Here is a 20,709-nt window from a genome sequence, read left to right on the forward strand (position 1 = left end):
TACTCCTAGCTCACTGACCCGATATCTGGCTCGCAAACGGAGAGGGACCCGGCGCGTACGCCGACCCGGGGTGCGCGCCCGCACCACCGCGCGCCCTACCCTCTCCCCATGACTCCCGACACGACCCTCGACGAGCTGGGCAAAGCCCCCTACGTCAGCCTCACCACCTTCCGTAAGGACGGCACCGGCGTCGCCACCCCCGTCTGGGCGGTGCGCGAGGGCGATTCCCTGTACGTCTGGACCCGCAGCGACTCCTGGAAGATCAAGCGCCTGCGCCGCGACCCCCGGGTCCGCGTCACCGTCTGCGACGTGCGCGGCAAGGTCGCCGAGGGCGCCCCGCACGCCGAGGGCACGGCCAGCCTCGTGGAGGACGCCGACGGCCTCAAGCGCCTGCGCAAGCGCTTCGGCCGCAAGTACCGCCTCCAGTTCCACATCCTCGACATCGGCGGGATGATCGGCCGGTTCGGCAAGCGCCCGCACACCGGGATCGCCGTCACCTTCTGACGCGGCGGCCGTACGAAGAACGCGCGCAGCCCGGCTGAAGCGGCCGTGCCGTTTCCCGCCCGACCTGAGAGCGCCGGCCCTCGGGTCCGTCGGGGGCGAGGCAGCGAGGGCAGGGGAACAATTCCCCGGTGTGTAGGGCGACTTCGCACGGTCCCTGGACGAGCTGGCCGACCGGCTCGACGCGCCGGGCCGCGCGCCGCGGTACGCCGCCGGCGCCCCGGCCCGCGCCCCGGACCGCCGGCGCCCCGCCCCCGCTCACCGGCGACGTCCGCGACAGCCAGGCCCGGCCCTGCCTTGCGGTCGCTCGCCGGGGAGCCGCGAGGTCGCGCGCAGCGCCCGCTGCTGCTGGACGCGGCTCGGGGAGACTCCGAGGAAACCCACCGGGGCCTGGCGCACGCCTTCCAGGTCGCCGGGGTGCCCGCTGACCGCCCGCCCGGGGCCGGTGCGCCCGCACGGGTGCCGCGCGCGGCCGACTCGGGACGGAGGCGGAGATGGTCTTGCCCCGCGTCGGCAAGGGGCTTACGTTCGTCCTTCCACGCCCCGTCTACGGGCGTAGAAAGCCCTTGCTGACGAACGGTCGAAGGAGCACCGATGGCCCCTGTCGTACGCGCAGCACTCGTCCAGGCGACCTGGACGGGCGACACCGAATCCATGATCGCCAAGCATGAGGAGTACGCCCGCGAGGCGGCCCGCGCCGGAGCGAAGGTGATCGGGTTCCAGGAAGTCTTCAACGCCCCCTACTTCTGCCAGGTCCAGGAGGCCGAGCACTACCGCTGGGCCGAGGCCGTGCCCGACGGGCCGACCGTCTCCCGGATGCGTGAACTGGCCCGTGAGACCGGCATGGTCATCGTGGTGCCGGTCTTCGAGGTCGAGCAGGAGGGGTTCTACTACAACACCGCCGCCGTCATCGACGCCGACGGCAGCTACCTCGGAAAGTACCGCAAGCACCACATCCCGCAGGTCAAGGGCTTCTGGGAGAAGTACTACTTCAAACCCGGCAACCTCGGCTGGCCGGTCTTCGACACCGCCGTGGGCCGGATCGGCGTCTACATCTGCTACGACCGACACTTCCCCGAGGGCTGGCGCCAGCTGGGCCTCAACGGCGCCCAGCTCGTCTACAACCCCTCCGCCACCTCCCGTGGCCTGTCGGCCTACCTCTGGCAGCTGGAGCAGCCCGCCGCCGCCGTCGCCAACGAGTACTTCGTCGCCGCCATCAACCGGGTCGGCCAGGAGGAGTACGGCGACAACGACTTCTACGGCACCAGCTACTTCGTCGACCCGCGCGGCCGGTTCGTCGGCGACCCGGCCGACGACAAGACCGAGGAACTCCTCGTCCGCGACCTCGACTTCGGCCTGATCGAGGAGGTCCGCAACCAGTGGGCCTTCTACCGGGACCGCCGTCCCGACGCCTACGAGGGCCTCACCACGCCCTGACCGGCTCCACCGGACGCCCCGGGCGGGGCCTGCCCGACCGACCCGCCCCGCCCGGCGCCGCCCGCGCGCCCCGGCCGCCGCAGAGCGACCGGCCGGCCCGTCCCCTGCACCGGTACCGGAGGGAACCCCATGAACCGTACGGTCATCCGCGGCGGCCTCGTCATCACCGCCGCCGACGAGCTGCACGCCGACGTCCTCGTCGAGAACGGCCGGGTGGCGGCCCTGGCCGCCCACGGCACCGACGCGGCCGCCGGCTGGAGCGCCGAGCACGAGATCGACGCCACCGGGACGTACGTGATCCCCGGCGGCGTCGACGCCCACACCCACATGGAGATGCCGTTCGGCGGCACCCAGGCGTCCGACACCTTCGAGACGGGCACCCGGGCCGCGGCCTGGGGAGGCACCACCACCATCGTCGACTTCGCCATCCAGCCCAGGGGCGGCTCCTTGCGCGAGGGGCTCGACGCCTGGCACACCAAGGCCGACGGCCGGTGCGCCGTCGACTACGCCTTCCACATGATCATGTCGGACGTGAACGCCGCCTCCCTCAAGGAGATGGACGCCCTCGTCGCCGAGGGCGTCACCTCCTTCAAGCTGTTCACCGCCTACCCGGGCGTCTTCCTCTCCGACGACGGCCAGATCCTGCGCGCCATGCAGCAGGCGGCCGGCAACGGCGGCCTGGTCATGACCCACGCCGAGAACGGCCTGGCCATCGACGTCCTGGTCGAACAGGCCCTGGCCCGCGGCGAGCGCGACCCGCGCCACCACGGCGAGGTCCGCAAGGCGTTGCTGGAGGCCGAGGCCACGCACCGCGTCATCAAGCTGGCCCAGGTCGCGGGCGCGCCGGTGTACGTCGTGCACGTCTCCGCCGAGGAGGCCGTCGCCGAACTGGCGCGCGCCCGCGACCAGGGGCTCCCGGTCTTCGGCGAGACCTGTCCGCAGTACCTCTTCCTCTCCACCGACAACCTCGCCGAGCCGGACTTCGAGGGCGCCAAGTACGTCTGCTCCACCCCGTTGCGCCCCAAGGAGCACCAGGCCGCGCTCTGGCGCGGGCTGCGCACCGACGACCTCCAGGTCGTCTCCACCGACCACTGCCCGTTCTGCTTCGAGGGGCAGAAGGAGCTGGGCCGCGACGACTTCTCGAAGATCCCCAACGGCATGCCGGGCGTCGAGAACCGCATGGACCTGCTCCACCAGGCCGTGGTGGACGGCCACATCAGCCGCCGCCGCTGGATCGAGATCGCCTGTGCGGCCCCGGCGAGGATGTTCGGCCTGTACCCGAAGAAGGGCACCATCGCCCCGGGCGCCGACGCGGACATCGTCCTGTACGACCCGCACGCCGAGCAGACCCTGTCGGCCGGTACCCACCACATGAACGTCGACTACTCGCCCTACGAGGGCAGGAGGATCACCGGCCGGGTGCGCACCGTGCTCTCGCGCGGCGTGCCGGTGATCGAGGGCAACCGGTACACCGGCCGGGCCGGCCAGGGGATGTACGTGCCCCGGGGAACCAGCCAGTACCTGGACTGAGCCACGCGTGGGGGCACGCAGCGGTGCGGCCCCCGGGACGGTGTCCCAGGGGCCGCAACGGTGGCGCGTTCAGGTCCGGACCTGACGGTCCGGGCGTGATCAGGAGTGCGAGGCGGTGGTGCTGGTGCCGGCGCCCTTGGGGCCGGCGAACTTGACGTCGTTGAAGTAGTACGCCTTGCCGTGCTTGCCCTTGCCCTTGCCCTTGACGCCGCTGGCGGTCTTGTTGACCCAGGCGCCCTTGGGGCCGGCGAACTTGGTGACGTTCTTGTAGCTCGGGCCGTGCTGGTCCTTGCCGTGCTTCCCGTGGAAGCCGGAGAGGACGCAGGAGGAGGCCGCACCCTTGGGGCCGGCCACCGCTGTGTGCTTGGCGTACGACGGCCCGTCGACGGCGGCGGCCACGGAAGCACCGGCGAGGACCAGGGGAGCGACGACTGCGCCGACGGCGGCGGCCTTGAGGAGGTAGTGCATGAGAAACCTTTCGGAACTGCCACACCCGCTACGAACGTGGCGGGCGTCAGGGGGAGTCTGCCGCCTTTCTTCACATTCGCGCAGAGTGAAACGGGACCTTCATTCGTATGGATCAGCAATTCCCCCGAGGAGACGGGGCGGTGGGGCGCGCGGCCGTCCCGGACGCGCCGACCCGGGCGACGCGCGCCACGGGCTCCCGGCGCGGTGCACCCCGCGCCCTACTGTGGATCGCCCCGCCACGGGCCGGGCCCCGCCCGCCCCCCCCGGACCATCGAGCCCACCGCCCGTACCGTCACCGAGGAGAGCTGGACATGGACTTCGGACTCGTTCTACAGACCGATCCCCCCGCGTCTACCGTCGTCGGGCTGATGCGCCGCGCCGAACGGAACGGCTTCCGCTACGGCTGGACCTTCGACTCGGCCGTGCTCTGGCAGGAACCCTTCGTCATCCACAGCCGCATCCTGGAGCACACCAGCCGCCTGACCGTCGGCCCGATGGTCACCAACCCCTCCACCCGCACCTGGGAGGTGACCGCCTCCACCTTCGCCACCCTCAACGACATGTACGGCAACCGCACCGTCTGCGGGATCGGCCGCGGCGACTCCGCGATGCGCGTCGCCGGGCGCCCGCCCAACACCCTGGCCCGGCTCGGCGAAGCCGTCGACGCCATCCGCGACCTCGCCGAGGGCCGCGAGGCGTCCGTCGGCGGAGAACCCGTCCGGCTGCCCTGGGTCAAGGACGGCAAGCTGCCCGTCTGGATCGCCGCCTACGGCCCGAAGGCGCTCGCCCTGGCCGGGCAGCGCGGCGACGGCTTCATCCTGCAACTGGCCGACCCCTACCTCACCGAGTGGATGATCAAGGCCGTCCGCACCGCCGCCGCCGACGCCGGACGCGACCCCGACGCCGTCAAGATCTGCGTCGCCGCACCCGCCTACGTCGGTGAGGACCTGGCCCACGCCCGCGAACAGTGCCGCTGGTTCGGCGGGATGGTCGGCAACCACGTCGCCGACCTCGTCGCCCGCTACGGCGCCCACTCGGACATGGTCCCCGAGGCGCTGACCGCCTACGTCGAGCAGCGGCAGGGGTACGACTACGCGCACCACGGGCGCTCCGGCAACCCCGACACCGCCTTCGTCCCGGACGAGATCGTCGACCGGTTCTGCCTGCTGGGCCCGGCCGAGGCGCACATCGAGCGGCTGCGGGCCCTGCGGGACCTGGGCGTCGACCAGTTCGCCGTCTACGCCATGCACGACGCCCGCGAGGAGGTCATCGACGCCTACGGCTCGACCGTCATCCCCGCCCTGAGCTGACGCGCGGCCAACTCGCCGGTGGCGGCGGGCCGGAGGGGGCACGGGGTCTCGCGCCCGGGCCCCCTCCGGCGGTACGGCATGATCCCGGCATGAGACTTCCGCGCCGGGTGCGCCTCCCGCTCCTCGTCCTCGCGCTGGGCCTGCCGCTGACCGGCTGCGGACTCGCCGCCGAACTGGAGCGCGAGGCGGACCCGGCGCGTACCTCCCGGCCACCCGCCCCCGATCCGTCGCCGACCCCGCCCGTGGCGGACGTGCCGGGACCCGAGGCTCCCCAGTCCCCCGCCGCCGACGACCCGGGCGCGGCCGAGGGCTGCCCGGACTCCGGCTTCCGGGCCCGTGCGGCCGCCACCGACGCCGCGATGGGGCTGCGGGTGGGCCACGTCGTCCTGTTCAACTGCGGCACCAAAACCCTGAAGCTGAAGGGCTACCCGGTACTCCAGGTGCTCGACACCGAACGGGAGCCGATGGACACCGAGGTGACCGAAGGCACCCGCCGCATCTCCATGGGCCCCGAGGACCCCGGTCCCAGCCCCCTGGTCCTGGAGCCGGGCATGTCCGCCCGCTCCACCCTCGCCTGGCGCTACTGGGCCGTCGACGCCCACACCGGAGCCGGGCTCGGCGCGTACCTGCGGGTCGCCCCGGACGGGGACACGCCGCCGCAGACGGTGGAGGTGGCGGCGGGCGGGCTCGACGTGGGGGAGGGGGTGCTGGGGACCACCGCCTGGGAGTACGACATCAGCGAGGCACCGCCGGGACGGTCCTGAGGGCCGGGGCGAAGCAGGGCAGAGTTGCCGTTGCCGCTGCCGCTGCCGCAGGTCGCAAGCGCTGGAGGGCGTGCCGTCCGACACCGACGCCACCGGCCTCGCGGCCGCGTCGAGGCAGTGCTGCCGGTGGGCACCGTCATGTACGGCGTCACCGCCGAGGCGGTCACCGTGGCCGTCCGCCGGGCACTGGCCGACGCCACCCGGCCTACCTGGCGAGAACGATCATCACTGGCCGGTACGCCGGGCGGGGATCCGCTCGGGTTCGCGGGGGAGATCGGGAGTGTTCACGAATACCACTGGCCGCCACGCCGAAGCCGCTGAAGACCAATTCCCGTGAGCCAGTGGGGAAGTGGTCGCTTCCCGGACACGCCCCTGTGCCGCCGACGTATCAACTGCCCGCTCGGGCCACCGCCCCCTGCCTCAGGATGGACTTCCTGTTCCGTCATGGCTGCGCGCCTCGGTGATGCAGTCGTGCAGCCGGTTGCGCACGTCCCGCAGCTCCGTCATCTGCCGGTCGAGGCGGTCGCGTTCGGCCGCGAGCAGCACCAGCAGTTCCGGTGACGTCTCACCGGAGTCGGCGAACGGCAGCACCTCGCGGACGGTTCTGCTGGGCAAGCCCACGGAGTAGAGCTGTTGGATAAGCCTGACCCGTTCGACGGCACCGGCCGGATACTGGCGCTGGCCACCCGGATTCCGGGTGGAGTGCAGCAAGTCCTGCTGCTCGTAGTAGCGCAGCGCCCTGACGCTGACGCCCGCCTTCGCGGCGACCTCTCCGATCCGCATCCCGGCCTCCTGACTCGACTCCACGTCTCGCTTGCACCTGACGTCGGCGTCAGGTTCTAGCGTAGCGGACACGGCGCGAACCACCCCTTTACGAACTCTGGAGCACGCCTGTGACCAGCACATCTCCGACTCACTCCTCAGGACCCCAGGAAGGATCAGCAACGTTTATCAGGAACACTTCCGTGATCGCCGAAAGCGCAGCGTGGTCGGCATGACCAGCATCGACAAAACCGTCGTCGTCCTGGGCGCCACGGGGCAGCAGGGAGGATCGGTCGCCGCTGCGCTGCGGGCCGACGGCTGGGTGGTGCGCGCGGTCGTGCGCGATCCGTCCGGCTACCGGGCCCGGTCCCTCTCCGCCTCCGGCGTCGAAACCGTCCGCGGTGACCTTGGGGATCCGGAGTCGCTCCGCGCGGCCTTCGCCGACGCCCACGGTGTCTTCAGCGTCCAGCCGAACTCCGGCCAGGCCGGCGCCGGCGTGACCAACGAGGGCGAGGTCCGCTTCGGCACGGCGGTGGCCGACATCGCCGCGCGCTGCGGCGTCGCCCACCTTGTCTACAGCTCGGCGGTCACCGCGGGCTCGACAACGGGCGTCGACCATCTCGACACCAAGAGCCGTATCGAGGCCCATGTCCGGAATCTGGACATCGCCAGCACCATCATTCGGCCAGCCACGTTCATGGAGTTGCTGGTGACCCCCGAAATCGGCCTCGACCGGGGACACCTGTCCTTCCTGATGCGCCCCGACCAGGCCATGCAGTTCATCGCGGTACGCGACATCGGCCGCATCGTAGCCGCGGCCTTCGGCTCACCCGGTCGTTACGTCGGCCGCACCATGGAGATTGCCGGTGACGCTCTCACCGGCAAAGCTCTGGCCGAGCATCTGACCCAGGCCGCTGGCCAGCCCATCAGCTACAGCCGCCTGCCGACGACGCTGCCGACACAGGACGAGGTCCTCGGTAAGTTGGCAGCACTCGTCGACGACGGCAGGCTGGCGGGGAACGCGAACCTCGACGCGTTGCGCGCGGAGTTCCCCTTCTTGCTGCGCTTCGACCGCTGGCTGGCGGGCCCTGGTGCGGGCCTCCTCGATGAGGCGCTCCGTTCCACGGACACGGGCATCACTCCGCGCTGAACGAGGCCCTGTGTGCAATCCGGTCAGACCCGGGTGGCGAGCTTCACCTCGATCAACAGCTCGGGGAAGGCCAATCGAGAGGTACCGATCGTCGTGCTCGCCACCTGTGGATCAGGCCGTGGCGGTCCCCCAGGGAGCGGACCGCCACGGCCTCGAAGCGGCTGACCGAGGCGGCCGACCACAAGCTGATCGCCGCTCTGGCCGGCTCCTGACGCCGTCAGCCCGCGCCGTCCTCCTCGTCGTCGAGCCCGGCGGTGTCCGGGTCGTGCGTTCGGTGTACTCCGCCGAACCCCGGCGCCAAGCTGATCGACTGTGCTGGAAGCCCACGATCACCGGCTTAGCCTCGAAGTTTCGTGACGGTCCACCGACTCCATCGGCGGACCGTCACGAAACTTCGAGGCTATTGATCAGAAACTCATTGGGTTCTCGTCCAGGACGTAGCGGACGTGCGGGCCGCCGAAGTAGCCGCGGACGATGTGCGGCTGGCGCTGGCGTCGGCGGAAGCAGCGGCGGGTCTCCGCGGCGAGTTCGGCCTGGTCGCGGGCTCGGTGCTGCTTGGGCAGGCTGTGTTTGAGGTCGGCGTTGACCAGCTCGTCGGGGTTCAGCTCGGGCGAGTACGGGGGCAGGAAGTGCAGCTCGACAGCCTCGGGGTGGGCGGCGAGCCAGTCCCGGACCATCTTCGAGCGGTGCGCGGAGTGCCCGTCGACCACGAGATGGACCTTGTGGTCGAAGTGGCCGGCCAGCCGGTCCAGGAAGCGGCACATCACCTTGGCGGTGAAGGACTCGGTGAAGACCATGAAGTGCATCCGGCCCTTGGTGCTGATCGCCGACATCGCATTCACGGAGAACCGGTTCCCGCTCCGCCGCACGACGGGCGTCTTCCCTTTCTCGCCCCAGGTGCGGCCGGTGACCTGGTCGGATCGGATGCCGACCTGGTCGGCGAAGAGGATCTCACCGCCCTCCGCCTTCGCCTTCGCGTGGATCTTCGGCCAGGTCTCCTGGTGCCAGCGGCGCACGGCCTCGGGGTTCTGTTCGACGGCCCGTTTGTCCGGGCGCTGGAAGGACAGCCCCCACCGCTTCAAGTACTTGCCCACCCCCGGTTCGGTCAGCCGCACCCGGTACAGCTTCGCGATCAGGTCACCGATCAGCCGCCGCGTCCACAGCTGACCGCTCAGGCCCACGTCACAGGGCCGGTGATCGAGGACCGCCTGCCGGACAGCGCCCTGCGCGGCCTCACCAAGCACCTGATGCACCCCGACCGGCTTGCCCCTCGGCCGCATGACCAGCGCCTCACGGCCACCGGCCAGCCACTTCGCCCACCAGCCGTCCACCGCCTTCAGTGACACCCCGAAGAGCTCCGCCACATCCTCACGGTCCCGCCCCGCCACCAACGCGGCCACCGCCCGCAGCCGAAGGGCCTCCTGCGCCGACGGCGACAGATGCCGCGCGTCCCCCACCAGATCGCTCACACTCCACCAACGACCCGGAACCCAAACCGTTTCGGAACAATAAGAGGATGTCTCACGTGGTGGGCCTCGCGAGTTTCTTGTAGCAGGTCAGGGCTGCGGCGAGACCGAGGAAGGCAAGGAAGTGACTGCCTTTTCGTTCGTACCGGACGGTGAGACGGCGGTAGCCGAAGAGCCAGGAGATCGACCGCTCGATCTTCCAGCGGTGCCGACCGAGCCGCTCGCCGGACTCGATACCGGGACGGGCGATCCGCGCGATGAGGTTCCGGCTGCGGAGCCAGCGGAGGTGCTCTGCGGAGTAGTACGCCTTGTCCGCGCGGACCTTCACCGGCTTCCTCCGGCGTGGTCCGCGCCGGGAGCGGACGGCGGGAATGCCGAGAATCAACGGCTTGAACGCCTGACTGTCGTGCAGGTTGGCGCCGGACACCGCGACGGCCAGCGGCAGACCCTGGGCCTCGGACAGCACGTGCAGTTTGCTGCCCTTCTTGCCGCGATCGACCGGATTCGGCCCGGTCAGCGAGCCCCCCTTTTCGCCCGCACAGACGCGGCATCGACGATCGCGGACGTCCAGTCCAGCTCGCCCCTGACGCCAAGCTCGTCCAGTACCGCCCGGTGCAGCCTGCGCCATAGCCCAGCCTCGGTCCACGCGGTGAACCGACGGTGCGCGGTGGCCGGCGAGACGCCGAACGACTCCGGCAGATACCGCCACGCGCACCCGCTCGTCAGCACGTACACCACGGCCGTGAACACCGCCCGCTCATCCACCGGGGCGGTACCCCCACCCTGCGGACGGGAGGCGAATCTCGGCACCAACGGAGCTGCCAGCTCCCACAGTTCATCCGGAACCAGCCGACGCGACAGATCAACCCTCACGACTCAACATCATGCCGCACCAGCAAAGCACCACGTGAGACAACCTCTAAGAGGATGTCTCACGTGGTGGGCCTCGCGAGTTTCTTGTAGCAGGTCAGGGCTGCGGCGAGACCGAGGAAGGCAAGGAAGTGACTGCCTTTTCGTTCGTACCGGACGGTGAGACGGCGGTAGCCGAAGAGCCAGGAGATCGACCGCTCGATCTTCCAGCGGTGCCGACCGAGCCGCTCGCCGGACTCGATACCGGGACGGGCGATCCGCGCGATGAGGTTCCGGCTGCGGAGCCAGCGGAGGTGCTCTGCGGAGTAGTACGCCTTGTCCGCGCGGACCTTCACCGGCTTCCTCCGGCGTGGTCCGCGCCGGGAGCGGACGGCGGGAATGCCGAGAATCAACGGCTTGAACGCCTGACTGTCGTGCAGGTTGGCGCCGGACACCGCGACGGCCAGCGGCAGACCCTGGGCCTCGGACAGCACGTGCAGTTTGCTGCCCTTCTTGCCGCGATCGACCGGATTCGGCCCGGTCAGCGAGCCCCCCTTTTCGCCCGCACAGACGCGGCATCGACGATCGCGGACGTCCAGTCCAGCTCGCCCCTGACGCCAAGCTCGTCCAGTACCGCCCGGTGCAGCCTGCGCCATAGCCCAGCCTCGGTCCACGCGGTGAACCGACGGTGCGCGGTGGCCGGCGAGACGCCGAACGACTCCGGCAGATACCGCCACGCGCACCCGCTCGTCAGCACGTACACCACGGCCGTGAACACCGCCCGCTCATCCACCGGGGCGGTACCCCCACCCTGCGGACGGGAGGCGAATCTCGGCACCAACGGAGCTGCCAGCTCCCACAGTTCATCCGGAACCAGCCGACGCGACAGATCAACCCTCACGACTCAACATCATGCCGCACCAGCAAAGCACCACGTGAGACAACCTCTAAGAGCAATACCGCTGATTTAGTCGGCTTGGAAGTCGTCGCGGCCCCGGCGTCCTCGATCCCGTCGGACCGTCGAGTTTATTTCTGATCTCGTGCTGTGCTTCCTCAATTCGATTCCCCCGGTTGGCCTGTAAATATGCGGCTCTATATCGATCAAGTGTAGGAGTCGCGTGCCTCGTAATCATCGATTCTGAGTTCCCGATTCCCCCCTCGGGAATAAAGGCTCAATTTCCTGTTCGATGAAAGTTGAACGCGCCTCGGGTGTCAACCGTGTTCCGCCCCGAGGAAGGTCAGAACGGCCAGAACGCGCCGATGCCCCTCGGTGTCCACGGGGAGGTCCAACTTGCTGAAGATGTTCCCGATGTGTTTGTTCACGGCGGCTTCGCTCACGAACAGGTGGGCCGCCATGCTCGGGTTGGATCGTCCTTCGGCCATCAGGCTGAGCACTTCCCTTTCGCGCGCGCTGAGACGCTCGAGCGGATCGGGGCTGAGCCTGACGAGTTGGTGGATCACCTCTGGGTCCACCACGGTCTCGCCGCCGGCGACACGGTCGAGCGCGGCCGCGAAGTCGGCCACCGCTCCGATGCGTTCCTTCAGCAGATAACCGACGGCGGCGCCGTCGCACGAGTCGAGCAGGCGGACCGCGTAGGAACGTTCCACGTACTGGCTGAGCACCAGTACCGGCAGCCTCGCGTGTGCGCCCCGCAGGGCTACGGCCGCACGCAGCCCGTCGTCCCTGTTCCCGGGCGGCATCCGTACGTCCGTGATCACCAGATCCGGCCGTTCGCGGTTGACCGCCGCGACCAGTGCCTCCGCGTCGCCGACGGCGGCGAGAGTCTGATGGCCGAACCGCTGCAATAGGCTCACCAACCCCTCGCGCAACAGCACTGCGTCTTCGGCGACGATCACACGAAGTGACACGGGATCTCCACATGCAGCAGGGTCGGGCCGCCGACCGGGCTGGACACCCGCATACGGCCCTCCAGTGCCGTGAGCCGATCGGCGAGTCCGGTCAGGCCGCTGCCCGCGGACGAGTCCGCTCCGCCACGGCCGTCGTCCGTGATCTCCAACACCAACAAGTCGGAGTGGTAACGACCGTGCACCTTGGCGCTCTTGGCTCCGCTGTGTCTGGCGATGTTCGTCATGGCCTCGTTGATCAGGTAGTACACGTTCGACTCCAGCTGCCGCGGCAGCCTGCCCGGTAACCGGAGGTCGACCGTGACTGGGATGGGGAAACGGCCCGCGTGGTCCTGGACGGCTGAAACCAGGCCGTGATCGGCGAGCACCGGAGGATTGAGCCCTCGGGTCAGACTGCGCAACTCCTTGTGTGCCGCGGAAAGCTCTTCCTCGACGGCGGTGATCTGCGCCAACAACGGTGACCCTCCGGGGATGTCCAGGCGCATCAGCCCCAGCATCATCCCGAGCGACACCAGACGCTGCTGCGCGCCGTCGTGGAGATCGCGCTCGATGCGCACGCGCTCCGCGTCGAAGGAGTCGATGAGCCGAACCCGCGAGGCGTGCACCTCCTGGAGCGACTTGCCCAACTCCTCGTCGCGCGGCGCCAGGAAGGTCCGAGCGAGCGCGCCGCGCGCCCCGGCCCATGCCGTCACCGTGTACGGGGAGGCCAGCAGTACAACGCCGCCGAAAACCGCCCACGGCCAAGTGGTGCCGTCCGCGGTGACGAAGGTGAGGGCCGGAAGGCCCAGGGCGAAGCACAGGACCAGCAGGTCGATCCACCACAGCGCAGCCATGGAGATCAGCGTGAACAGCAGTTCCCGCCAGGTGACCTGCTCGGTCAGCCTGGTCGACACCCAGGCCCGGACGCCGGGCCCCTCCGGATCGCGGTGGGGGTTCGGCATCGCGTCGAGATCCACCAGGCGCAGCCGCCGCCGCTCCACCGTCGCGATCGTGACGGAGGACAGCACGACACCGACGAGCGGTGCCACGCCGATCACGACGATCAGCAGCACCAGCCCAGCGGTGAGCCCCGTGACGAACACTGCCACGGCCGTCGCGCCGACCACGACGCCGCTGGCCAGATAGGCCAGGGAACGCCACGGCCAGCCGGACGTCAGAAATCTCAGCGGGTGCTGAGTCATCGACTGCCAGGCCGTTCTGGGACGCATGTGACCACGGTAGCCCAGCCTTCGGTTCAATTAACGACCTTGGGGGCGGGGCGTGTTGGCCTGGTGGTTCGGCTGGTGGGTGATCAGCAGACGGTGTTGCGGGCGAGGACGAGTTCGGTGTTCGTCCTGAGGCGGGTCGGGCGCCGTGCGGAGCGGTCGGAGACCAGCGAGGCGATCGCGAGGTGGGTCTCGGCGTAGGTCTCGCGTCGGCCGGTGTACCGCTGGAGGGGCCGCCACTGCTTGTACTCGGCGTTGGTGTGCTCCACGCAGATCCGTGCCGAGGACTGGCGGCGGCGCATCTCGCGCCAGGCCCGCTTGTCCCCGTCGCAGGCGTCCTCGGCCGGCTTCTTCGGAGGGGCGCTGACCTGGCCGGGGAACTCCTTGGCCAGGCCCAGGTATCCCGAGTCGACTTCGGCCTTCACTCCCGGGTACCGGCGGAACTGGTCCGCGATGCCCTCGGTACGCAGGGCGGTCTGGTCGTGCATCCGGCCCGGGCGGACGACACCGGAGAACAGCGTGCGGCCCTGCTGGTCACTGAGCCTCTTTCATCCTGAATAGTTGCAGGTCAGTAGGGTGCGGACGGCCTGGACGATGGTGCCGATGCGGCGGGTGGAGCATCTGGCCCGGCGGAGCAGTCGCCAGGACTTCAGCAAGGCGAAGGAGCGTTCGCCGGGTGCTCTGAGTCGGGCGTGGTCGCGGTTGAACTGCTGGTAGTGCTCGGGCTGTTCGCGGTGGTGGTAGTACGGGGTGCGGAAGGTGGCGCCGGCGCCCTGGTAGGCGCGGTCGGCGAGGACGAGGATCTGTCGGGTGAGGCATGCCTGGATGATGCCGTGGGCCTGGGCCGCGGTCAGATCATGGGTCTGGCCGGGTGTCGCGCGGGAGAACCACAGGGGTGTTCCGTCGGGGCGGGCGATGACCTGCACGTTCATGCCGTGCTTGCGGTGCTTCTGCGAGTAGTACGGCTCGTCCGCGAGCCGTGCTTGCGGTGCTTCTGCGAGTAGTACGGCTCGTCCGCGCCGATCCGGTCGGTGGGGATGAGGGTGCCGTCAACGATGACGTGGTCGCCTTCACCGAGGCCGGTGAGGGCTTCGTGGAGGCCGGGTGCCCAGGAGGCCAGGACGTCCAGGGTCTCGTCGACGTACCGCCAGGCGGTGGCCTGGGATATCCCGAAACCGGCTCCGAGCTGCGAGAACGTCTCGTTCTTCCGCAGATGCGCCAGCGTGAGCAGCGCCTGTTTGAAGCAGCCGAGCTTGCGCCAGCGGGTGTTGCGGGCCTGGCGATGCTCGTACAGCAACCAGGCCACATGCTCGACGAGCTCATGCGGGACGTCGAGCATGGCAGGATACGGAACCAACAGGGCCCCTTTCGGTCGCCGGTGTGATGAGTGGAATCACCACGCCAACGACGAGGGGCCCTGCCTCGTCACCACCCCTGCTGACCAGCCTCTTTCACCCACCAGCACAGGATGAAAGAGGCTCACTGAAGGTGGTGGTCTTGATCGTGTTCTGCTTCTTCTTGCCGGATACGAAGGCCTTGCGCCCCGGCCGTCCGGCGCGTGGGCGTCGGACCTGCACCTCGGTGCCATCGATCCGCAGGTCCACGCCTTCAAAATCGGCGTAGTCGAGCACATCTTCCAGAGGCCGCAGCCTGACGCCGAGGCGGTCGGGCACGGCGAAGCCGCGGGCAGCGAGCAGGGGCCTGACCTGGCGGATCGCGGCGGAGACCGCAGCGGTCCACCCGGTACAGCTCGGCCAGAGCGGCGTGCGGCAGAGGCCGGGCCGCAGGTGGACGAGGGTGACCAGCAGCCGGTCGACGAACTCCAGCTTCGGCTTGCGCCCGGCCCCCTCGGCCCGGCGCCGTTTGTAGCCCCGCTGCCGGTCGAGCGCCGACTCACGCCGGGCCCTCCAACGCGGCGACAACTCTTCGAGCAACTCGCCGAGATGTGCGCGAGAGACCCCGGACAGGGCAGGATGGGAGCAGGCCGTACGGGCTCAGGTAAGCGTCACAACTCACCCAACCCGTGCGGCCCTTCTCACGTCACGGCCCCACCAACACCAGGACTATTCATCCCCAGGTCGTAAGTAGTGCCTGTACTACCTGGGGAAGTAGAGCACAGGCCAATGCGGCAGCCCGGGTAGATGCGTTGCAATCGACCTATGACGACATCCAGGCAGGCCCCCGCATCCGATGCGGTGCAGCTCTACACCGTCCGCAAGGTCTACGGATCCGGCGACCGCTCCGTCGTCGCAATGGACGGCGTTTCCATCGGCTTTCCACGCGGGACATTCACCGCCATCATGGGGCCCTCGGGATCTGGGAAATCCACGCTGTTGCAGTGCGCCGCGGGCCTGGACCGGCCTTCCGAAGGCCGGGTGATGGTGGCGGGCGTCGATATCGGGCAGAAGAATGAGAAGGAACGCACCAAGCTTCGCCGTGACCACATCGGCTTCGTGTTCCAGGCCTTTAATCTCGTCGAGTCGCTCACTGCGGCGCAGAACGTCGAGCTGCCGTCGAGGTTCGCCGGCCGCCGGGTGAACGGCCGCCAGGTGTCGGACGCGCTCGCCGCCGTCGGTCTGTCGGACCGTGCCGGTCACCGCCCGAGCGAGATGTCCGGCGGTCAGCAGCAGCGCGTCGCGCTCGCCCGCGCCCTGGTGACCCGGCCGGACGTGCTCTTCGCGGACGAACCCACCGGGGCCCTCGACACCGTCACCTCGCAGGAGGTGCTGCGGATGATGCGCATGCTCGTCGACAAGGAGAGCCAGACCACCCTCATGGTCACCCACGATCCGGTCGCCGCCGCGGTCGCCGACATGGTGGTGTTCCTGAAGGACGGCCGCGTTGCCGATCGGATCGCCCTCACCCGGGAGTCCCACAACCGCAACGCGGCCTCGATCGCCGCCCACATGACGCGGCTGGAGGCGGCGTGATGCTCGTCATTGCCAATGTCAAAGAACGCTGGAGCAGCTTCCTGGCCGCCTTCGCGGCCGTGACCGTCGGCGTTGCGCTCATTGCGACCACTCTGATCGTCTACGACTCCTCCCTGCCCAAGGTCCAGTCCCGGATCGAGGCCGCCTCGGTCATCGTCCTGCCTGAACAGGCCGTCGACGAGTACGGCAACCCCAAGGACCGGGTGCCGTGGAGTGGGAGCGAGGCCCGGCCGCTGCTCGACGGCTTGCGCGGCGTGCCCGGCGTGACCGATGCGATCGTGGACCGATCCTTCTACGCGCAGGCGTTCCTCGACGGAAAGCCGGTCGAGGACGAGGGCTCCGGCGAGGCCGGGCACGGCTGGTCGAGCAGCAGGCTCGCGCCGTACGCGCTCGCGGACGGCCGCGCCCCGAAGGCCGACGGCGAGATCGTCGTCGCACGCTCCGTCGGCGCGGCCGTGGGCAGCACCCTCACGGTGAACATCACCGAGGGGCGAAAGCAGTTCCTCGTCGTCGGCACCGTCAACGGGCCCGGCTACTACTTCAGCGACGCGTTCGCGGCCCGCCAGCAACCCGGGGTCGGCTCCATCGCGCTCCTCACCGACCCCCAGGCATCCCTGGGCGTCGTGAAGCAGAAGGCGCGAGGAGTGGTCGGTGACAAGGGCACCGTCGCAACCGGCGACGACCGCTCCGAACTCCAGCCCGGCTACGTGGAGCACAAGCGGTTCCTCGGCACCCAGCTCATCACCGCCATGGCCGCGCTGGGTCTGTTCACCACCATCTTCGTCGTCGCCTCCATGCTGGTTCTCGCCACCGGGCTGCGTCGGCGTGAGATCGGCCTGCTGCGGATGATCGGTGCCAGCCCCCGCCAGGTACGCCGCATGATCCTCGGTGAGGCCGCCGTCGTGGGCCTGCTCGGCGCTGTCACCGGCTGTCTGGTCGGGGTCGCCGCCGCGCCGGTGCTGCGCGACATCCTCAAGGGCCTCGACGTGACCCCGCCCGAGCTCTCCCTGCGGGTGTCGGCGTGGCCGCTGCTCACGGCGGCCGCGATCGGTGTCGGCGTGAGCATCCTGGGCGCCTGGTCGGCAAGTCGGCTGGCCGCGAAGGTGGCCCCGATCGACGCCCTGCTGGAGAGCCGCACGGGCGGCGGCACCATGGGCCGCGTGCGCTGGATCGCCAGCCTCACGGTGCTCGGGCTCGGAGCGCTCCTCGCGATCGTGACCGCCACCGTCGGTGCCGAGAGCCGCATCAACATGGCGATCGCCGCGACCATGGTTCTCATCGTGGCGGCCGCCCTCCTTGCACCGGTCTTCGTCGGCCCGGTCGGACGGATGCTCACCGCGCCGTTCGAGCGTTCCGGATCGGCCGCTCCTCTGCTTGTTCGCGCGGAGCTGCGCGTCAACGCGCGCCGCGCGGCCTCGCTGGCCGCCCCGGTGATCGCGGCCGTCGGGTTCGCGGTCCTGCTCAGCGGCATGGTGGAGACGATGGCCGTGGCCTACCCGGCGGGCAGCGCCGTGAAGCTCCAGGGCCAGCAGATCGTGACCGCGGCCGGGACCGCCGGCAACACCGACGAGGTCGTCGCCGCCAACCCGGTGGGCAAGGCCGCCCTGCCCACCCGGGCGTTCGTCCACGACAAGGACGGCGACCTGGCCGTGATCGACGCCCTCGGCTCGCGCGACCAGCGCTGGGCCAAGCCCGGCCAGGCCGTGCTCGGCGAACGCCTGGCCGCCTACTTGGGAGTGAAGGGCGGCGACGAGCGCGATGTGCGGTTCGCCGACGGCACCACCGTGAAGCTGCGCATCGCGCAGGTCCTGCCCGACGATCCCGCCTGCGGCGACTTCGTGGTGGCCCGCGACCTGGTGCGCGAGCACGACCCGTCCGCCCTCACCGACGACATCTTCGTTCCGAAGGAAGCCCAACCCGCCAAGGCACTGCCCGGCACCGCCGTCCACGACGCGCTGCGCTATGCCATCGACGACTACAACACGGACGCGAAGCTCACGAACAGTCTCACCAGCATGCTGATCGCCATCGCTGTCGGCTACAGCGGCATTGCCGTGGCCAACAGCATGGGGATGGCCGCCCACAGCAGGCGCCGCGACCTCTCTGTGATGAAGTCGGCGGGAGGGACGGTACGCCAGCTGCTGACGTGCACCGTCGCCGAGACCGCACTCGTCGCCGGGATCGGTGCCGCCCTCGGCGTTCTGGTGACCCTTGGACCGCTGGCCGGCATGGCGTCAGGACTCTCCCAGGCGACCTCCACCGATGTGGGCCTGCACCTGAACGTGTCCACCGTTGCCTCAGTGATCGTCGGCTCCATCATGCTGGCGGTCCTTGCGAGTGTGTTCGTCACCTGGCGCACCATGCGCCGGGAAGCGTAGGAGGCGAACACACACGGACAGGCCCGGAGACCCCCGCTCCGGGCCTGTCCGACGTCCTGGCCCCGATGCCGGTTCCGGCCCCGGGGCGCCGTCGCGCCCCTCCCGTCCCACTCGCGTTCCCCCGTCGCGCCGTCCTTCGCGACCGGCTTACGACGGCGGCCACCAGCGCTTATAGACGAGCCGAGCCGAGGCGTATAGAAGCCGGATAGTGCCGCTCATTGTGCTGTGCGCCGACGCACGATGGGAGGCGATGATCCACTGAGCCTTTTCCATCTTGATCAGGTGGCGAGTTCGAGGGTGACGATGGCTCGGACGATGGCGGTGATCCGGGTGGTGCTGCAGCGGAGCTTCCGCAGGAGCCGCCAGCATTTGAGGGTGGCCATGGCGCGTTCGCCGAGGCTGCGGATCTTGGCGTGATCGCGGTTGTGACGCCGACGCCAACCACGTGGATTCTTGCCCCGGAACGGGACGCGGATAGCAGGACCTGCGCGCTGATACGCCTTGTCCGCCCAGCACTTGATGTCGTCGACGGCGAGAGCGTCGAGAATGCCCTGGGCCCGGGCCGCGGTCAGATCGTGCATGGCTCCGGGTAGCGCGTCCGAGGCCCAGATCAGTCGGCCGGCTGGATCCGCGAGGACCTGCACGTTCATCCCGTGGTGCTTCTTCTTTCCCGAGTAGTACGGGCGGTCTGCAGCGATGCGGTCGATCGGCAGCACGGTGCCGTGGAGGATGGGCCTTGCCCCCTGATGTTGAACACACGAGACACTGGATCCTGCGGATCTGAGAACGGACATCTCGTGGTCATGAAGAACTACCCGCCACAGTTCAAGGCGGACGCGGTCGCGCTGTACGAGTCGCGGCCGGAAGCGACGATCAGGTCGGTCGCCGCTGATCTGGGGATCAACCCGGAGACGCTGCGGAACTGGGTTCGGGCAGCCGGGGTGAGCCGCCCCCGAGGACGGTGGACGCAGGAACCAGCCCTGCCGTCGGTGCCGCTGGAGGCGGAGAACGCCGCCCTGCGGAAGAAGGTGCGTGAGCTGGAGGAGGAACGGGAGATCCTGCGCAAAGCGGCGAAGTATTTCGCCGGGGAGAAGCGCTGGTGAACCGCTTCCAGTGTGTCGCCGACCTCCAGCGCCGTTACGGCGTGAAGCGGCTCTGCAGCATCCTCGGCGTGAGCCGCTCGAGCTTCTACTACTGGCGCCGGACGGCTGCGGACCGGGCCGCCCGGCAGGGGGCCGACGCCCGTCTGGCCGCCCGGATACGGGCGGTGCACCAGGAATCGGACGGCACCTACGGAGCCCCGAGGATCACCGCCGAGCTCCGCGAGGAGTCCGGTGTCGCGGTCAATCACAAGCGCGTCGCCAGGATCATGCGGGCGTCCGGGATCGCAGAGGTCCGGTTGCGCCGCCGGCACCGCACCACCGTCTCTGACCCGGCCGCCGCCAAGGCCCCGGACCTGATCGGCCGCGACTTCACCGCGGACAGGCCGAACACGAAGTACGTCGGCGACATCACCTACCTGCCCGTCGAGGGCGGGAAGTTCTGCTACCTGGCGACCGTCGTCGACCTCGCATCACGCCGTCTGGCCGGCTGGTCTATCGCCGACCACATGCGCGCGGACCTCGTCACCGACGCCCTGGCCGCGGCGATCCGAACCCGCGGCAGTCTCGCCGGATCGATCATGCACACCGACCACGGAGCTCAGTACACGAGCAGGATTTTCGCCGAAGCCTGCAGGTCAGCAGGGGTCCGGCGAAGCATGAGCGCGGTCGGCTCCAGCGCGGACAACGCACTCGCCGAGTCCTTCAACGCGACCTTCAAACGCGAGACCCTGCAAGGACGAAAGAGCTGGCCGACCAAGCGCGAGGCCCGACTCGACGCGTTCCGATGGCTCCACCGCTACAACACCCGACGCCGACACTCCCACCTCGGACAACGATCACCGATCGCCTTCGAGAACGCCCTCCACCGCACACCAACTACGCTGGCACAAGCCGCATAAACCGTGTTCAGGAATCGGGGTCAAGGCCCAGGAGGTTCGGTCACCACGGTAGCGGTGATCCGGGCAGTGAAGGCGATGCCCGGGTGCTTGC

The 20,709-nt window shown here is 69.5% G+C and carries 17 protein-coding genes and 3 pseudogenes; 9 read left to right on the forward strand and 11 right to left on the reverse strand.

All coding sequences use genetic code 11. The annotated features are described in order from the left end of the window. Positions 1 to 108 precede the first annotated feature (108 nt). The 3 genes from ACSLIC_RS23090 to hydA all read left to right on the forward strand — a co-directional run bounded on the left by ACSLIC_RS23090 (position 109) and on the right by hydA (position 3,468). Positions 109 to 504, forward strand: a complete 396-nt coding sequence (locus ACSLIC_RS23090; protein WP_436739618.1) for a PPOX class F420-dependent oxidoreductase — start codon at positions 109 to 111, stop codon at positions 502 to 504. Positions 505 to 1,095: 591 nt separating this feature from the next. Then, entirely contained in the window at positions 1,096 to 1,938 is an 843-nt protein-coding gene (locus ACSLIC_RS23095; RefSeq protein ID WP_436739619.1) for a nitrilase-related carbon-nitrogen hydrolase, read from the forward strand. A 129-nt stretch (positions 1,939 to 2,067) separates the two neighbouring features. Further along, positions 2,068 to 3,468 (forward strand): dihydropyrimidinase, encoded by a 1,401-nt coding sequence (gene hydA / locus ACSLIC_RS23100; RefSeq protein WP_436739620.1) that lies wholly within the window; start codon positions 2,068 to 2,070, stop codon positions 3,466 to 3,468. 99 nt (positions 3,469 to 3,567) lie between these two features. Here hydA and ACSLIC_RS23105 read toward each other — a convergent pair whose 3' ends face one another. Next, positions 3,568 to 3,936 (reverse strand): hypothetical protein, encoded by a 369-nt coding sequence (locus ACSLIC_RS23105; protein ID WP_436739621.1) that lies wholly within the window; start codon positions 3,934 to 3,936, stop codon positions 3,568 to 3,570. Between the two features lie 311 nt (positions 3,937 to 4,247). Between ACSLIC_RS23105 and ACSLIC_RS23110 the strand changes: the two genes are divergently transcribed. Continuing rightward, positions 4,248 to 5,246: a TIGR03842 family LLM class F420-dependent oxidoreductase gene (locus ACSLIC_RS23110; protein ID WP_436739622.1), complete on the forward strand. Its 999-nt coding sequence runs from the start codon at positions 4,248 to 4,250 to the stop codon at positions 5,244 to 5,246. An 89-nt stretch (positions 5,247 to 5,335) separates the two neighbouring features. After that, positions 5,336 to 6,010, forward strand: a complete 675-nt coding sequence (locus tag ACSLIC_RS23115) for a DUF4232 domain-containing protein (RefSeq protein ID WP_436739623.1) — start codon at positions 5,336 to 5,338, stop codon at positions 6,008 to 6,010. A 420-nt stretch (positions 6,011 to 6,430) separates the two neighbouring features. Here the strand turns inward: ACSLIC_RS23115 and ACSLIC_RS23120 are convergent, their stop codons facing one another. Then, on the reverse strand, positions 6,431 to 6,817 hold the full coding sequence (locus ACSLIC_RS23120; RefSeq protein ID WP_436739624.1) for a MerR family transcriptional regulator: 387 nt from the start codon (positions 6,815 to 6,817) through the stop codon (positions 6,431 to 6,433). 187 nt (positions 6,818 to 7,004) lie between these two features. Here ACSLIC_RS23120 and ACSLIC_RS23125 point away from each other — a divergent pair, with 187 nt between their 5' ends. Further along, positions 7,005 to 7,922, forward strand: a complete 918-nt coding sequence (locus tag ACSLIC_RS23125; protein WP_436739625.1) for an NmrA/HSCARG family protein — start codon at positions 7,005 to 7,007, stop codon at positions 7,920 to 7,922. Between the two features lie 407 nt (positions 7,923 to 8,329). Here ACSLIC_RS23125 and ACSLIC_RS23130 read toward each other — a convergent pair whose 3' ends face one another. The 8 genes and pseudogenes from ACSLIC_RS23130 to ACSLIC_RS23165 all read right to left on the reverse strand — a co-directional run bounded on the left by ACSLIC_RS23130 (position 8,330) and on the right by ACSLIC_RS23165 (position 15,242). Beyond that, positions 8,330 to 9,391, reverse strand: coding sequence for an IS630 family transposase (locus tag ACSLIC_RS23130; RefSeq protein WP_436739626.1), 1,062 nt, complete (start codon positions 9,389 to 9,391; stop codon positions 8,330 to 8,332). 52 nt (positions 9,392 to 9,443) lie between these two features. Beyond that, positions 9,444 to 10,261 (reverse strand): IS5 family transposase gene (locus ACSLIC_RS23135; protein ID WP_436737426.1). Its coding sequence is split into 2 segments (ribosomal slippage): positions 9,444 to 9,911 and positions 9,914 to 10,261, totalling 816 coding nucleotides; the frame shifts between segments, so codons are not numbered across the junction. A gap of 59 nt (positions 10,262 to 10,320) precedes the next feature. Next, positions 10,321 to 11,138 (reverse strand): IS5 family transposase gene (locus ACSLIC_RS23140; protein WP_436737426.1). Its coding sequence is split into 2 segments (ribosomal slippage): positions 10,321 to 10,788 and positions 10,791 to 11,138, totalling 816 coding nucleotides; the frame shifts between segments, so codons are not numbered across the junction. Between the two features lie 311 nt (positions 11,139 to 11,449). Then, positions 11,450 to 12,106, reverse strand: coding sequence for a response regulator (locus tag ACSLIC_RS23145; RefSeq protein WP_436739627.1), 657 nt, complete (start codon positions 12,104 to 12,106; stop codon positions 11,450 to 11,452). After that, positions 12,091 to 13,311 carry a sensor histidine kinase gene (locus tag ACSLIC_RS23150; RefSeq protein ID WP_436739628.1) on the reverse strand — a complete coding sequence of 407 codons (1,221 nt, stop codon included), beginning with the start codon at positions 13,309 to 13,311 and terminating at the stop codon, positions 12,091 to 12,093. Before ACSLIC_RS23150 ends, ACSLIC_RS23145 begins: the two co-directional genes overlap by 16 nt. A gap of 83 nt (positions 13,312 to 13,394) precedes the next feature. Beyond that, positions 13,395 to 13,835 (reverse strand): annotated as a pseudogene (locus ACSLIC_RS23155) (transposase family protein); the annotation flags it as partial. A gap of 21 nt (positions 13,836 to 13,856) precedes the next feature. Beyond that, a pseudogene (locus ACSLIC_RS23160) lies at positions 13,857 to 14,708 on the reverse strand (transposase family protein). 51 nt (positions 14,709 to 14,759) lie between these two features. Then, on the reverse strand, positions 14,760 to 15,242 hold the full coding sequence (locus ACSLIC_RS23165) for a hypothetical protein (RefSeq protein WP_436739629.1): 483 nt from the start codon (positions 15,240 to 15,242) through the stop codon (positions 14,760 to 14,762). Between the two features lie 225 nt (positions 15,243 to 15,467). Here ACSLIC_RS23165 and ACSLIC_RS23170 point away from each other — a divergent pair, with 225 nt between their 5' ends. Together ACSLIC_RS23170 and ACSLIC_RS23175 are read left to right on the forward strand one after the other, a co-directional pair. Continuing rightward, a complete protein-coding gene (locus tag ACSLIC_RS23170) occupies positions 15,468 to 16,238 on the forward strand; it encodes an ABC transporter ATP-binding protein (RefSeq protein WP_436739630.1) in 771 nt (256 codons plus the stop codon). Next, positions 16,238 to 18,616: an ABC transporter permease gene (locus tag ACSLIC_RS23175; protein WP_436740454.1), complete on the forward strand. Its 2,379-nt coding sequence runs from the start codon at positions 16,238 to 16,240 to the stop codon at positions 18,614 to 18,616. The genes ACSLIC_RS23170 and ACSLIC_RS23175 overlap by 1 nt, the downstream gene beginning before the upstream one ends. A 278-nt stretch (positions 18,617 to 18,894) precedes the next feature. Here the strand turns inward: ACSLIC_RS23175 and ACSLIC_RS23180 are convergent. Further along, positions 18,895 to 19,347, reverse strand: a pseudogene (locus tag ACSLIC_RS23180) (transposase family protein); the annotation flags it as partial. Between the two features lie 66 nt (positions 19,348 to 19,413). Between ACSLIC_RS23180 and ACSLIC_RS23185 the strand changes: the two are divergent. Continuing rightward, a protein-coding gene (locus tag ACSLIC_RS23185; protein WP_436739631.1) for an IS3 family transposase occupies positions 19,414 to 20,618 on the forward strand; the annotation gives its coding sequence in 2 pieces (ribosomal slippage) (positions 19,414 to 19,705 and positions 19,705 to 20,618; 1,206 coding nt in all). The last annotated feature ends 91 nt before the right edge of the window (positions 20,619 to 20,709 follow it).

The organism is Streptomyces sp. BBFR102 (genome assembly GCF_051397025.1).
Classification (GTDB): Bacteria; Actinomycetota; Actinomycetes; order Streptomycetales; family Streptomycetaceae; genus Streptomyces.

What these genes read in the sequence shown, in the direction of transcription:
- ACSLIC_RS23090 (WP_436739618.1), top strand. Translation starts at nt 109, where the DNA reads ATGACTCCCGACACGACCCTCGACGAGCTGGGCAAAGCCCCCTACGTC.
- ACSLIC_RS23115 (WP_436739623.1), top strand. Translation starts at nt 5,336, where the DNA reads ATGAGACTTCCGCGCCGGGTGCGCCTCCCGCTCCTCGTCCTCGCGCTG.
- hydA (WP_436739620.1), top strand. Translation starts at nt 2,068, where the DNA reads ATGAACCGTACGGTCATCCGCGGCGGCCTCGTCATCACCGCCGCCGAC.
- ACSLIC_RS23150 (WP_436739628.1), bottom strand. Translation starts at nt 13,311, where the DNA reads ATGCGTCCCAGAACGGCCTGGCAGTCGATGACTCAGCACCCGCTGAGA.
- ACSLIC_RS23110 (WP_436739622.1), top strand. Translation starts at nt 4,248, where the DNA reads ATGGACTTCGGACTCGTTCTACAGACCGATCCCCCCGCGTCTACCGTC.
- ACSLIC_RS23170 (WP_436739630.1), top strand. Translation starts at nt 15,468, where the DNA reads ATGACGACATCCAGGCAGGCCCCCGCATCCGATGCGGTGCAGCTCTAC.
- ACSLIC_RS23175 (WP_436740454.1), top strand. Translation starts at nt 16,238, where the DNA reads ATGCTCGTCATTGCCAATGTCAAAGAACGCTGGAGCAGCTTCCTGGCC.
- ACSLIC_RS23095 (WP_436739619.1), top strand. Translation starts at nt 1,096, where the DNA reads ATGGCCCCTGTCGTACGCGCAGCACTCGTCCAGGCGACCTGGACGGGC.
- ACSLIC_RS23105 (WP_436739621.1), bottom strand. Translation starts at nt 3,936, where the DNA reads ATGCACTACCTCCTCAAGGCCGCCGCCGTCGGCGCAGTCGTCGCTCCC.
- ACSLIC_RS23125 (WP_436739625.1), top strand. Translation starts at nt 7,005, where the DNA reads ATGACCAGCATCGACAAAACCGTCGTCGTCCTGGGCGCCACGGGGCAG.